The organism is Kitasatospora sp. NPDC093806 (assembly GCF_040683335.1).
Lineage (GTDB): Bacteria > Actinomycetota > Actinomycetes > Streptomycetales > Streptomycetaceae > Kitasatospora.
Window position 1 is genome coordinate 1 of sequence record NZ_JBFBDO010000010.1, and the last position, 12,918, is coordinate 12,918.

Consider the following 12,918-nt stretch of genomic DNA (forward strand, 5'->3'; position numbering starts at 1 on the left):
GGTGCGTTACGGTGTGGCATGAGGGCCTTTCTGAAGTCGGTGCAGATGTCGCAATCCACACCGAGCCAGAAGGCCCTCACTCATTTCAAGATCACACCACCATGAGCTCCGTCACCAACCTCCGTGGTCAGAACAGCTAGCGCGGGTCCCGCCGGAGCGGGGCGCGTGACGGCAGCGGGCGGCGGGCCGCGGTGGCGGCGGTCGTGAAACGATGGGCGGTGTGACCGTACCGAACACACCTCCGGATCCCCTGCGGGCCGACACCGACGCCGTGACGGATGCTGCGGCGGACGCCGTGCCCGACCCGTACGCGCCGCCGCCGGCCCTGGACCCGGTCGGCGCGCAGCAGCCGCAGGAGCCGGGGGAGCCGCTGGCGCAGCGGCTGATGCCGGAACTGCGGGTCGGGGCGGTCACCGTGCTGGCCTGTCTGGTGCTGGGCGTCGTGATGGCCGGGCTATGGGCCTGGCTCGCGCCGAAGGTGCCGCTGGTGGTGGACGGCAACAAGATCCTCTACGGGGACCCGGAGGGCGAGCAGCGGGCCGGGGCGGACAGCGTCTTCGTGCTGGTCGGGCTGGGGATGGGGATCCTGACCGCGCTCGGCGCCTTCCTGTTCACCCGCAAGCGGGGCGGCGGGATCGCGGTGGCGGTCGGGCTCACGCTCGGCGGACTGCTGGCCTCGGTGGGGGCGTGGGGGCTCGGGCGGTGGCTCGGGCCGAGCCACGACCTGGTCGCGGAGGCGCGGCGGGTCGGGAACGGCGGGCACTTCCAGGCGGACATCGACCTCGGGGCGTACGGGGCGGTGCTGGCTTGGCCGATGGCGGCGATGGTGGTGCTGCTGGCGCTGTCGGCGGCGTTCGGGAAGCGGGAGGAGGACCCGCCGCCGTACTGGATGCCGGGGCCTCCGGCGGGGGCTCCGCAGGACTCCGTGGGCGGGGTCTGAGGGCCGTTGCCGGGTGCGGGGTGGGTGCCTTCCGCAGCGCGCAGTTCCCCGCGCCCCTGACGGGCGCGGGGATTGAAGGTGGGGAAAGACGGGCGCGGGGAACGAGGGTGGGGGTAGGACGGGCGCCAGGGGATGAGGGCGGGGGAAGTCGGGCGCGGGGCATCAGGGTGCGTGGGGATTGACCGGCGGCCGGGTCAGCGGGTGATGGGGGCGGTGTGGGCGTTGGTGAGGGTGACGAGGTGGGTGGGGGTCAGTTCGACCTCCAGGCCGCGGCGGCCGGCCGAGACGTAGACCGTCGGGTGGTCGAGCGCGCTGGCGTCGACCACCGTGCGCAGCGGGCGGCGCTGGCCCAGCGGTGAGATGCCGCCGAGGACGTAGCCGCTGCTGCGCTCGGCGGCGGCCGGGTCGGCCATGGCGGCGCGCTTGCCGCCGACCGCGGCGGCCAGTGCCTTGAGGTCGAGCTTGCCGGCGACCGGGACGACGCCGACGGTGAGGACGCCGTCGATGTCGGCGACCAGGGTCTTGAAGACCCGGTCGGCCGGGACGCCGAGCGCCTGCGCGGCCTCGTCGCCGTAGGAGGCGGCGGCCGGGTCGTGCTCGTAGGCGTGCACGGTGAACGGCACGGCGGCGGTCTCCAGGGCGACCGTCGCCGGCGTGCCCTGGCCGCCCTTCTTCGGTTTCTTGGCCACGGGGTCCTCCGCGATGGGTGGGGGCGGTGCGGGCGGTCAGTTCGGGCTGAAGGACTGGCGGGTGAGGTTGACGGCGGGCAGCGAGGGCAGCCAGCCGAGCACCGCGGTCTCGCGGCGCAGCAGGTCGAGCTCGGTGCGCAGCCGCTGGGCGTTGTCCGGGCAGGCGAGCAGCCGCTGCTTGAGCGGGGTCTCCAGGACGGCGGCCGCGGCGACCAGGTAGGAGAGCACCTGGGGGTCGTCGGGCAGCTCCGGGCGGCCGACGGGGCTGGCCTCGCGGGCGCCGGCGAGCCGCTTCTGGTACGTGCGGAAGGCGCGTTCGACCTCGGCGGCGAGCGCGCCGGAGCCCTCGCCGGGGCGTTCCTCGACGGTCTCGGTGTCGCCGGTGAGGTACGGTCCGCCGACCTGGATGGAGCGGATCCGGAACCGGGTGGTCCCGGTGACCAGCAGCTCGTACCGGCCGTCCGGCTGGGGCGTGACGGAGGTGACGTCCGCGACGCAGCCGACGTGGTAGAGCGCCTCCAGCGGGTCGCCGGTGGCGGTGCCGAGGCCGTCCAGTGCACCGGCCGGGCCGCCCTCGGCACGCACCGGGGCGACCTCGCGGCCGTCCTTGATGGCGATCACGCCGAATCGGCGCGGTTCGTCCTCGGGCCGGTCGAGCAGGTCGGCGACGAGACGGCGGTAGCGCTCCTCGAAGACGTTCAGGGGCATCACCAGGCCCGGGTAGAGCACGGTGTTCAGGGGGAAGAGCGGCAGCCGTTCTGTCACGGCGGACAGCGTAGTTCCCCGCGCCGGAACCGTCCCCATGGGTTATCCGCGTTGCAGCATCCGGCTGGCGCCGGCGGCGACCGTGGTGGCGAGCACCCAGCCGATGATCACCAGGCCGGAGGAGACCCACTGGGCGGCGCCGCCGGGGTTCCAGCCGGCCTGGCCGAGGTCGACGACGGGCAGCAGCTGGCCGAGCGCGTACAGCACCGGGTTCCAGTGCGGCCGCTCGTCGGCCTTGAGCGGCTGGAGCTCGTGGGTGGCGAAGTAGAGGCTGCCGAGCGCCCAGGCGAGCAGCAGCCAGAGGGCGGCCCGGCCGGGCCGGAAGCCGTAGCCGACGGTGACGTCCTGGATCCGGCCCCAGACCCGGGCGGGCAGCGGCAGGGTCTGCCGGCGGCGGCGCTGCTTGGCGTAGAGCACCTCGCGGGCGTCGTCGTCGGCGCCGTCGCGGCGCAGGGCGGCGGCGAGCTGCTCGTAGGCCTCGGGCTGGAACTCCACCGAGGCGCTCTCCAGCCAGGCGATCCGCTGCCGGATGCCGAACGGCGCGGCCGGGCGCAGGCACTCGTAGGTGAAGCCGGTGAGGCCGAGGTGCTTGCCCTGCGGCCAGGCCTGGGGGTAGTCGACCAGGTTGCCGATCCGGGCGCGGGAGAGCGAGACCGCCCCGGTGGGCGGGGTGTGGCAGGTGAACCGCAGTTCGGGGGTCTGGATCCGGCGCAGGGCCAGTTCGTCGCCGTCGCCGAGGTGGAACTCGGCGCCGGAGATCAGGCAGGCGTTCTCGAACCGGCTGTCGGAGAGCCGGACCCGCCCGAAGGCGCGGAACGGGGTGCTGGAGGTGCCGGGCGGGGTGGCCCGGCCGTAGCCGGAGCCGTAGTAGGACTGCGAGTCGCTCCAGCCGCTGTCGTCGGAGCTGCTCAGGTACAGGGTGTGGCCGACGGTGACCCGGGGGGCGTTGAGCGCGCTGGAGTTGTCCGGGGCGGCGTGCAGCTGGGCGCCGCGCAGCGAGAGCCGGCCGCCTATGCGGGCGGTGCGCAGGCTGACCTCGCCGCGCGACTCCAGCCGCTCGGCCTCGAAGTCCTGGCTGACGGCGAGGCCGTCGGCGGACAGCGCCCGGCCGAACCGGTCGCCGCCCAGGACGGCCTGGTTGAGCAGCAGGTCGGTGCCGATCCGGGCGTCGGTGAGCCGGACGCCCTGCGGGACCCGGCAGCGGGCCAGGTGGAGGTCCCCGGAGGTGACCAGGCGGGAGGCCTCCAGGCGGGGGATCAGGCAGCCGACGAAGCGCAGCGTGCCGGCCTGGGCCTCGGACATCAGGATCTTCTGGTCGAACCGGCAGTCGTGCAGTTCGACGTAGTGCTCGATGGTGCCGCCGGCCAGCCGCAGCGGGCCGCTGACCAGCACCCCGGTCAGCTTGAGCGAGGCGACCCGGCCCGGGACGGGGGCGGGCCCGTCGAGCAGCAGCCGGGAGAGCACCTCGGCGCGCACCGTCCGCTCGGGGCCCCATGCGGCCTCGCCGAACGGGTCGTCCCGCGCCGGGTCGCCGACGCGCAGGTCGTGGATCCGGCCGTGCCGGAACGCCTCCCAGAGCCCCCGCTCGGCGGCCGTCCAGCCGTCCGGCGCCCGTTCCGCCATGCCTGCCCCCCGGTTCCCCCGGCCTCCCCCGGGCCGTCTCGCCCTTCGTATCACGGACTGGAATCCGGGGCCGCCGGTTCCGGCCACTCCTTACACTGGGTGGCGTGATCTCTCGAATCGATCTGCGCGGCTCGCTCGACGACCCGCGTGACCTGCTGCCCCGTGCCGACTTCGACGTCGCGGCCGCCCTGGAGAAGGTGCGCCCGATCGCCGAGGACGTGCATCATCGCGGGGTCGCGGCCGTGATCGACATCACCGAGCGTTTCGACGGCGTCCGGCTGGAGACCACCCGGGTCCCGGCCGAGCAGATCGCCGAGGCCCTGGAGACGCTGGACCCGAAGGTGCGCGCCGCGCTGGAGGAGTCGATCCGCCGCGCCCGGCTGGTCCACGCCGACCAGCGCCGCGAGGGGCACGTCACCCAGGTGGTGCCGGGCGGCACGGTGACCCAGCGCTGGGTGCCGGTCGACCGGGTCGGGCTGTACGTGCCGGGCGGTCTGGCCGTCTACCCGTCCTCCGTTGTGATGAACGTGGTGCCGGCCCAGGAGGCGGGCGTCCCGGGCATCGCGGTGACCTCCCCGCCGCAGAAGGCCTTCGGCGGCCGGGTGCACCCGGCCATCCTGGCGGCCTGCGCGCTGCTGGGCGTCACCGAGGTGTACGCGGTCGGCGGCGCCCAGGCGGTCGCCATGTTCGCGCTCGGCACCGAGGAGTGCGAGCCGGTGAACCTGGTCACCGGCCCCGGCAACATCTACGTGGCCGCCGCCAAGCGCTACTTCGCGGGCCGGATCGGCATCGACTCGGAGGCCGGTCCGACCGAGATCGCCGTCCTCGCCGACGACAGCGCCGACCCGGTGGACGTCGCCGCCGACCTGATCAGCCAGGCCGAGCACGGACCGACCTCGGGCTCGGTGCTGGTCACCGACTCGCCGGCGCTGGCCGACGCGGTCGAGGCCGAGCTGAAGACCCAGGTCGCCCGGACCAAGCACAGCGAGCGGGTGGCCGAGGCGCTCGGCGGCCGGCAGTCCGGCATCATCCTGGTCGACGACCTGGAGCAGGGCCTGGCCGTGGTCAACGCCTACGCGGCCGAGCACCTGGAGATCCAGACCCGGGACCCGCACGCGGTCGCCGCGAAGGTCCGCAACGCGGGCGCGATCTTCATCGGTCGGTACACCCCGGTCTCGCTCGGCGACTACGCGGCCGGCTCCAACCACGTGCTGCCCACCGCCGGCTGCGCCTGCCACTCCTCGGGCCTGTCCGTGCAGACCTTCCTGCGCGGGGTCCAGGTCGTCGAGTACGACCGCGAGGCGCTGGCCGACATTGCCGCGCACGTCGTCAACCTCGCGGACGCCGAGGACCTGCCCGGTCACGGCGACGCGATCAAGGCCCGATTCGACTGGACGGTTCCCGGAACGTGACCGAGATCGACGACCTCCCCATCCGGGACGAGCTGCGCGGCCAGTCCCCGTACGGCGCGCCGCAGCTCGACGTCCCGGTCCAGCTCAACACCAACGAGAACCCGTACCCGCTCCCCGAGGAGCTGGTCGCCCGGATCGCCGAGCGGGTCGCCGAGGCCGCCCGCCACCTCAACCGCTACCCCGACCGCGACGCGGTCGAGCTGCGCGCGGGCCTCGCGGCGTACCTCACCCGCACCACCGGCTTCCCGGTCGAGCGGGGCAACGTCTGGGCCGCCAACGGCTCCAACGAGGTCATCCAGCAGCTGCTGCAGACCTTCGGCGGCCCCGGCCGCACCGCGCTCGGCTTCGAGCCCTCGTACTCGATGCACGCGCTGATCTCGCGCGGCACCGGCACCGGCTGGATCTCCGGCCCGCGCAACGAGGACTTCACCATCGACGTGGACGCCGCCGTCGCGGCGATCGCCGAGCACCGCCCGCACGTGGTCTTCGTCTGCTCGCCGAACAACCCGACCGGCACCGCCGTCGCCGCCGACACCGTGCTGCGGCTGTACGAGGCCGCCCAGGCCGCCCGGCCCAGCCTGGTGGTGGTCGACGAGGCGTACGTCGAGTTCTCGTACCGGGACTCGCTGCTGCCGCTGATCGAGGGCCGCCCCAACCTGGTGGTCTCCCGCACCATGTCCAAGGCCTTCGGCGCGGCCGGGCTGCGCCTGGGCTACCTGGCCGCCGACCCGGCGGTGGTCGACGCGGTGCAGCTGGTGCGCCTGCCGTACCACCTGTCGGCGGTCACCCAGGCGACCGCGCTGGCCTGCCTGGAGCACACCGACACCCTGCTCGGCTACGTCGGACGGCTCAAGGCCGAGCGCGACCGGCTGGTCGAGGCGCTGCGCGGGCTCGGCCTGGAGGTGACCGACTCGGACGCCAACTTCGTCCAGTTCGGCCGCTTCGCCGACACCCACGCCGTCTGGCAGGCCATCCTCGACCACGGCGTCCTGGTCCGTGACAACGGCGTCCCCGGGTGGCTGCGCGTCACCGCCGGCACTCCCGCCGAGAACGACGCCTTCCTGGCCGCCGTCGCAACAGTGATCAAGGAGCTGTAACCCCGCAATGACCCGCATCGGACGCGTCGAGCGCACCACCAAGGAGACGTCGGTCCTGGTCGAGATAGACCTGGACGGCACCGGCAAGACCGACATCTCCACGGGCGTCGGCTTCTACGACCACATGCTCGACCAGCTCGGGCGCCACGGCCTCTTCGACCTCACCGTGAAGACCGACGGCGACCTGCACATCGACACCCACCACACCATCGAGGACACCGCCCTCGCGCTCGGCGCCGCCTTCAAGCAGGCGCTCGGCGACAAGGTCGGCATCTACCGGTTCGGCAACTGCACCGTGCCGCTGGACGAGTCGCTCGCCCAGGTGACCGTCGACCTCTCCGGCCGCCCCTACCTGGTGCACACCGAGCCGGACATGGCGCCGATGATCGGCAGCTACGACACCACCATGACCCGGCACATCCTGGAGTCCTTCGTGGCCCAGGCCCAGATCGCCCTGCACGTCCACGTGCCGTACGGGCGCAACGCGCACCACATCGTGGAGTGCCAGTTCAAGGCGCTGGCCCGGGCCCTGCGCTACGCGGCCGAGCGCGACCCGCGCGCGGCCGGCATCCTCCCGTCGACCAAGGGCGCGCTGTGAACAACACCACGATGCTCCTGATCTTCGTCGGGCTGTTCCTGGCCGGCGGCGTCATCTCGTTCTGGAAGCAGAAGCAGTCCAAGGGCGTCATCCTCGTGCTCGCACTGGGCTCCGTGATGTGCCTGGCCTCCGGCCTGCTGCGCCTGTAACCGTCGAGACCGAGAGACTGGGACACCTGAACATGGGCAAGAACGTCGTCGTGCTCGACTACGGCTCCGGCAACCTCCGCTCGGCGCAGCGCGCCCTGGAGCGGACCGGCGCGAACGTCACCGTCACCGCCGACTACCAGACCGCGATGGACGCGGACGGCCTGCTCGTCCCCGGCGTCGGCGCCTTCGAGGCGTGCATGCGCGGACTGAAGTCGGTCCGCGGGGACTGGATCATCGGCCGCCGGCTGTCCGGCGGCCGGCCGGTCATGGGCATCTGCGTGGGCATGCAGATCCTCTTCGAGAAGGGCGTCGAGCACGGGGTGGAGACCCCCGGCTGCGACGAGTGGCCGGGCACCGTGGAGCCGCTGGAGGCGCCGGTCGTCCCGCACATGGGCTGGAACACCGTGGACGCCCCCGAGGGCAGCCGGATGTTCGCCGGCCTGGACGCCGACACCCGCTTCTACTTCGTGCACTCCTACGGGGTGCGCAACTGGGACCTGGAGGTGCACAGCGCGCGGATCAACCCGCCGCTGGTCACCTGGGCCACGCACGGGCAGCCGTTCGTCGCGGCCGTGGAGAACGGCCCGCTGTGGGCCACCCAGTTCCACCCCGAGAAGTCCGGCGACGCCGGCGCCGCCCTGCTGACCAACTGGGTCAACACCCTCTGAACGGGCAACACCCGCTGACGATCTGAGAGTTGGTAACGATGAGCCGCCTCGAACTGCTGCCCGCCGTCGACGTCCGGGACGGCCAGGCCGTCCGCCTGGTCAAGGGCGCCTCCGGCACCGAGACCTCCTTCGGCGAGCCGCTCGCCGCCGCCCTCGCCTGGCAGAACGCCGGCGCCGAGTGGCTCCACCTGGTCGACCTCGACGCCGCCTTCGGCACCGGCAGCAACCGCGAGCTGCTGCGCGAGGTCACCGCCGCGCTCGACATCAAGGTCGAGCTGTCCGGCGGCATCCGCGACGACGAGTCGCTGGCCGCCGCGCTGGCCACCGGCTGCACCCGGGTCAACCTGGGCACCGCCGCGCTGGAGACCCCCGAGTGGGTCGCCAAGGTCATCGCCGAGCACGGCGACAAGATCGCCGTCGGCCTGGACGTGGTCGGCACCACCCTGCGCGGCCGCGGCTGGACCCGCGACGGCGGCCAGCTGTTCGACGTGCTGGCCCGCCTCGACGCCGAGGGCTGCGCCCGCTACGTGGTCACCGACGTCAACCGGGACGGCACCCTGACCGGCCCCAACCTGCAGCTGCTGCGCGACGTCTGCGCCGCCACCGACCGTCCGGTGGTCGCCTCCGGCGGCGTCTCCTCGCTGGACGACCTGCGGGCGATCGCCACGCTGGTCGGCGAGGGAGTCGAGGGCGCGATCGTCGGCAAGGCACTCTACGAGCAGAAGTTCACCCTCGAAGAGGCCCTGGAGGCTGTGTCCCGATGAGCGAGACCCCGGCTGAGCGACGGCCCGACCGAGTGACCGGCTCCTCCTCCTGGGAGGACGAGTACGGTTTCGCCCGGGCCGTCGCGGCCGGGGACTTCGTCCTCGTGTCCGGCTCCACCGCCGTCGGGGCCGACGGCGTGGTCCAGCACGAGGGCGACCCGTACGGGCAGACGCTGGCCGCCTTCGGGACGGCGCGCGCGGCCCTCGAACGGTTCGGCCTCACGCTCGCGGACGTCGTCCGCACCCGGACGTACGTGACCCACGTGCGGGACTGCGACGAGGTCGTCCGCGCCCACAAGTCCCTGTTCGACCAGGTCCGCCCGGCCGCCACGATGGTGGTCGTCGCGGGGCTGGCCGACCCCCGGGCGCTGGTCGAGGTCGAACTCGACGCCCACCGCGCCGGGCTCGCCGGCACTCGCGCCGGGCTCGCCGGCACTTCGGAAGCTTTGGAAGGCAATCAGCCGTGACCCTCGCAGTACGAGTCATCCCCTGCCTGGACGTCGACGCCGGCCGCGTGGTCAAGGGCGTCAACTTCCAGAACCTGCGGGACGCCGGGGACCCGGTCGAGATGGCCAAGCTCTACGACGCCGAGGGCGCCGACGAGCTGACCTTCCTCGACATCACCGCCTCCTCCGGCGACCGCGAGACCACCTACGACGTGGTCCGCCGCACCGCCGAGCAGGTGTTCATCCCGCTCACCGTCGGCGGCGGCATCCGCGCCGTCGAGGACGTCGACAAGCTGCTGCGGGCCGGCGCCGACAAGGTCGGCGTCAACACCGCCGCGATCGCCCGGCCGGAGCTGGTCCGGGAGATCGCCCGGCGGTTCGGCCGCCAGGTGCTGGTGCTCTCGGTGGACGCCCGCCGCTGCCCGGAGGGCACCGAGACCGCGTCCGGCTTCGAGGTCACCACGCACGGCGGCCGCCAGGGCACCGGCCTGGACGCCGTCGAGTGGGCCGGCCGCGCGGCCGAGCTCGGCGCGGGCGAGATCCTGCTCAACTCGATGGACGCGGACGGCACCAAGGACGGCTACGACCTGGAGCTGATCCGGGCGGTCCGCAAGACCGTCTCGGTGCCGGTGATCGCCTCCGGCGGCGCCGGCAAGCTCGCCGACTTCGCCCCCGCGGTCGAGGCGGGCGCGGACGCGGTGCTGGCCGCCAGCGTCTTCCACTTCGGCGACCTGCGGATCGGCGAGGTCAAGGACGCGCTGCGGGGGGCCGGGCACCCGGTCCGCTGAGGCCGGGTACCCGGGGCCCGGCTACTTGAGGGCGAGCAGCACCGACAGCAGGACCACCAGCAGGCTCAGCACCGCGATGGCGGCGAGCGCCGGGACGCCGAATCCTGCAGGGAGTCGCCGAGCCGGGTCAGCCGCAGGCCCAGCGTGGTCAGGGTCTGTCCGGCCTGGGCCAGGGACCGGCCGGTGCTGACCAGGGTCCGACCGGCCGAGGCCAGCAGGTGTTCCGTCGTCACCGGAGGGCTCGACCGGCCGAGCGAACCCGGGGTCCGGGGGAACGTTCGGCCCGGCTGGAAACCGCTCGTCGTCGACGACGGGCAGCGGCTCCCCTCTGGTCATGCGGTCCTGGACCACGAGGCGGAGCGGCTCGCCCTCGGCCGCCCGGTCGGCCGCGCCCGGGATCGGGCGGGCCGGCCGCCTCAGGTCGTCGGCCAGGAAGTACTCCCGGACGGCGTCGCGCACCCGCTCGTGCACCGCGTCGAAGTACGCGGCGCTGGGCGCCCCGGCGGGCCGCTCCCGCAGCACCACGCCCTCGGCCAGCGGCGCCGCCCGGCTGCCGCTGCGGGCCGTCTCGCCCGGCTGCCCCACCTCCGCCGCCTGCAGCGCGACCACCCGGTAGAGCAGCCAGAGGCTGACGCCGTCGGAGCCGGTCAGCTCGCGCAGGTAGGCGCAGTCGCCCGGCTCGCCGACCACCGCGCCGCCGATCAGCCCGGTCTTCCGGAGGGTGACCAGTGTCGCCGGGGCCGCCGCGACCCCGAACCCGCTCGGGGTGCAGACGATGGCGAACGGCCAGGCCGTCCGGTGCGGGGCCGCACCCGGGGTGCTCATTCGGAGGCCCCCCACAGGTCGAGCCGGGAGCCGGGGTACTCGTCCTCGAACTCCTCCAGCCGGGCCTGGAACGCCTTGGCGATCCGGGCCATCACCTCCTGGTCGGTGGTCGCCTGCGCGACCGCCTGGCGCAGTGCGGCGGCGTCCTCCTCGATCCGCTTCCCGACGCTGCGCTCCCGGTCCGCGACGTAGGCGGCGAACGCCCCCAGGACGTCCTCGCCGAGCGACTGCAGCACCGGCGCCTTCGCCACCCGCAGCCGAAGGAACGCCTTGACCAGCGGCAGCGTGCCGCTGACCCCCTGGAGGACCCGGCGCTGCCGCTCCAGGGAGCGGCTGACCGGCAGGGAGCCGTCCTCCCGGGCCTTGGCGAACTGCCGCAGGGAGGTGGTGAAGAGGTCCACCACGATGGCCATGAACGGCAGTTCGACGTTGAGCGGGACGGCCCGCGCGCCGGGCGTCTTGACCACGATCCCGTTCTCGTCGAGCCGGGCGAAGTCGAGGCCGACCGAGCTGACCGGGATCAGCCGGACGATCCCGGATCCGTCCTGGAAGTCGCGCCGGGCGTCGACGAAGTTCCGGAAGCCGCCCGAGCCGCGCAGCCCGTCGGCCACGTCGGCGAGGGTGTGCCCGGCCGCGACCAGCAGGTCCCACTTGGTGACGACGATGTGGACCACGCCGGCCACGTTGTCGTTGACGCAGTTGAGGATCGGCCACAGCTCGTTGAGCAGTCGCGGGTCCCCGGCCAGGAAGCGCAGCACCTTCTCGCCGTCCAGCAGGATCAGCAGGAAGGGGGAGGTCCTGACCAGCGATTCGACCCGCTGGAAGGCCTCCGACTGCTCGTCGCCATTGGTGAGCAGCTCGCCCGCGTAGTCGGCGTAGGAGACCGCGAACGGGTGCAGCACCCGGCGCTGGGCGGTCCGGACCTTGCAGGTGAAGTCCCAGGTCGGGGAGTCCGCGAGGAAGTTCGGCAGCGGCCAGTCGCCGGGGCCGACCGCCTGCTCGTAGATGTGGTTGAGCCGCTGCGACTGGCTGAGCGGCACGCTGACCGAGAAGCCGAGTTCCGGGTCCTGCTGGGAGAGTCTGGCGAAGAGGCTGGCCAGGTAGACGGTCTTGCCGGAGGAGCGTGGTCCCACCACGGTCACCGGGATCGAAGACATGAGCGCCCTTTCCGTACGAGCGGTCCGCACCGGACCCCGGTCGGCTGGGGTCCGGTGCGTAGTAGAACGCCCGGAAGGTGGCCGAAACCCGTCGCAGGACGGGTTCGCGGACTTCGCAAGGTTTCCGTGATCTCAGGGCTGCCCGGGCCCGGTCTCCCCGGCGACCTCCAGCAGGCCGGGCAGGGAGAGCACGGTGGTGCTGCGCCGGCCGAGCCGGAGCAGGCCGCGGCCGGCCAGGTCGTGCAGGGCGTGGTGGACCCGCCGCTCCCCGGCGCCGATCATGGCGCCCAGCTCGACCTGGGTCAGCCGGGGGTGGATGACGATGCCGACCCCGCGCGGGCCGGCCGTGCCGTAGCGCTGGGCGAGGTCGGCGAGGTCGTGGGCGAGCCGGTTGACCACCTGCTCGGAGGCGAGGCCGACCAGGCGGCGGGTGGTGGTGCGGCCGCGGTGCACCAGGCAGCGGCTGAGGGCGATTCCGGCCACCGGGTGGGTGCCGAGCCAGCGCAGCCACTCGGGCTGGGCGATCCGGCGGGCGGTGACCGGGCCGGCGGCGGTCACGGTGGCCGAGCGGGGCCGGTCGTCGAGGGCGGCGGCCTCGCCGACGATGTCGCCGTACGCGCGGACGTCCAGCAGCACCGGGGCGCCCGCGGCGTCCTCGACGGTGGCCTTGGCGAAGCCGGTCAGTAGGAGGAGGACGAAGCCGCCGTGGTCCTGGTCGAGGATCAGGGTCTCGTCGGGGCCGTGGCTGCGGCGGGTGCCCAGCCGGAGGATGTCCTGCTCGGCGGCGAGCGCGGCGGGGGAGCCGTCCCGGCGCAGTTCGGCGAGCAGGGTGCCCGGGGGCCAGCCGCGGAAGGGCGGCCCGGGGCGGTCGTGGTGGAGTCGGTCGTGCTGGATTCGGTCCGGTCCGGTCGGCTGCTGCGCCGTTCTCAACCCGCGGTCCTCCGCTGGACGGTGGGGGGTCTGCTGGGACGTGCCCGAGCGAGGCTAGCGCAGCGGT

General features: G+C 73.6%; 15 protein-coding genes. 9 read left to right on the top strand and 6 right to left on the bottom strand.

The window, feature by feature from the left end:
• Positions 1–220: 220 nt before the first annotated feature.
• Positions 221–940, top strand: a complete 720-nt coding sequence (locus tag AB0N76_RS08490) for a hypothetical protein (RefSeq protein WP_363554551.1) — start codon at positions 221–223, stop codon at positions 938–940.
• Between the two features lie 194 nt (positions 941–1,134).
• On the opposite strand, the gene ybaK is transcribed toward AB0N76_RS08490, so the two are convergent.
• Genes ybaK through AB0N76_RS08505 form a run of 3 tightly spaced genes read right to left on the bottom strand, consistent with a single transcriptional unit; the run spans position 1,135 to position 4,017 of the window.
• Positions 1,135–1,629, bottom strand: a complete 495-nt coding sequence (gene ybaK, locus AB0N76_RS08495; RefSeq protein WP_363554553.1) for a Cys-tRNA(Pro) deacylase — start codon at positions 1,627–1,629, stop codon at positions 1,135–1,137.
• Positions 1,630–1,665: 36 nt separating this feature from the next.
• Positions 1,666–2,433 (bottom strand): LON peptidase substrate-binding domain-containing protein, encoded by a 768-nt coding sequence (locus AB0N76_RS08500; protein ID WP_363554555.1) that lies wholly within the window; start codon positions 2,431–2,433, stop codon positions 1,666–1,668.
• Positions 2,434–2,436: 3 nt separating this feature from the next.
• On the bottom strand, positions 2,437–4,017 hold the full coding sequence (locus tag AB0N76_RS08505) for an oxidoreductase (protein ID WP_363554557.1): 1,581 nt from the start codon (positions 4,015–4,017) through the stop codon (positions 2,437–2,439).
• Positions 4,018–4,121: 104 nt separating this feature from the next.
• Between AB0N76_RS08505 and hisD the strand changes: the two genes are divergently transcribed.
• The 8 genes from hisD to hisF are packed head-to-tail and all read left to right on the top strand — an operon-like array spanning position 4,122 to position 9,939.
• The gene (gene hisD, locus AB0N76_RS08510; RefSeq protein ID WP_363554559.1) at positions 4,122–5,429 is read left to right on the top strand and encodes a histidinol dehydrogenase; all 1,308 of its coding nucleotides are present in this window, start codon (positions 4,122–4,124) and stop codon (positions 5,427–5,429) included.
• Positions 5,426–6,526, top strand: coding sequence for a histidinol-phosphate transaminase (locus AB0N76_RS08515; RefSeq protein ID WP_363554561.1), 1,101 nt, complete (start codon positions 5,426–5,428; stop codon positions 6,524–6,526). The genes hisD and AB0N76_RS08515 overlap by 4 nt, the downstream gene beginning before the upstream one ends.
• 7 nt (positions 6,527–6,533) lie before the next feature.
• A complete protein-coding gene (hisB, locus tag AB0N76_RS08520) occupies positions 6,534–7,124 on the top strand; it encodes an imidazoleglycerol-phosphate dehydratase HisB (protein ID WP_363554563.1) in 591 nt (196 codons plus the stop codon).
• Positions 7,121–7,273, top strand: a complete 153-nt coding sequence (locus AB0N76_RS08525; protein WP_363554565.1) for a hypothetical protein — start codon at positions 7,121–7,123, stop codon at positions 7,271–7,273. Before hisB ends, AB0N76_RS08525 begins: the two co-directional genes overlap by 4 nt.
• Positions 7,274–7,305: 32 nt before the next feature.
• Positions 7,306–7,941: an imidazole glycerol phosphate synthase subunit HisH gene (hisH, locus tag AB0N76_RS08530; RefSeq protein ID WP_363554567.1), complete on the top strand. Its 636-nt coding sequence runs from the start codon at positions 7,306–7,308 to the stop codon at positions 7,939–7,941.
• Between the two features lie 38 nt (positions 7,942–7,979).
• The gene (priA, locus tag AB0N76_RS08535) at positions 7,980–8,705 is read left to right on the top strand and encodes a bifunctional 1-(5-phosphoribosyl)-5-((5-phosphoribosylamino)methylideneamino)imidazole-4-carboxamide isomerase/phosphoribosylanthranilate isomerase PriA (protein WP_363554569.1); all 726 of its coding nucleotides are present in this window, start codon (positions 7,980–7,982) and stop codon (positions 8,703–8,705) included.
• Entirely contained in the window at positions 8,702–9,172 is a 471-nt protein-coding gene (locus AB0N76_RS08540; RefSeq protein WP_363554571.1) for a RidA family protein, read from the top strand. Before priA ends, AB0N76_RS08540 begins: the two co-directional genes overlap by 4 nt.
• Positions 9,169–9,939, top strand: coding sequence for an imidazole glycerol phosphate synthase subunit HisF (hisF, locus tag AB0N76_RS08545; RefSeq protein ID WP_363554573.1), 771 nt, complete (start codon positions 9,169–9,171; stop codon positions 9,937–9,939). The genes AB0N76_RS08540 and hisF overlap by 4 nt, the downstream gene beginning before the upstream one ends.
• Before the next feature lie 21 nt (positions 9,940–9,960).
• On the opposite strand, the gene AB0N76_RS08550 is transcribed toward hisF, so the two are convergent.
• The 3 genes from AB0N76_RS08550 to AB0N76_RS08560 all read right to left on the bottom strand — a co-directional run bounded on the left by AB0N76_RS08550 (position 9,961) and on the right by AB0N76_RS08560 (position 12,851).
• Positions 9,961–10,764, bottom strand: coding sequence for a hypothetical protein (locus AB0N76_RS08550; RefSeq protein WP_363554575.1), 804 nt, complete (start codon positions 10,762–10,764; stop codon positions 9,961–9,963).
• On the bottom strand, positions 10,761–11,921 hold the full coding sequence (locus AB0N76_RS08555; RefSeq protein ID WP_363554577.1) for a hypothetical protein: 1,161 nt from the start codon (positions 11,919–11,921) through the stop codon (positions 10,761–10,763). The genes AB0N76_RS08550 and AB0N76_RS08555 overlap by 4 nt, the downstream gene beginning before the upstream one ends.
• 132 nt (positions 11,922–12,053) lie before the next feature.
• Entirely contained in the window at positions 12,054–12,851 is a 798-nt protein-coding gene (locus AB0N76_RS08560; RefSeq protein WP_363554579.1) for a Crp/Fnr family transcriptional regulator, read from the bottom strand.
• Positions 12,852–12,918 lie beyond the last annotated feature (67 nt).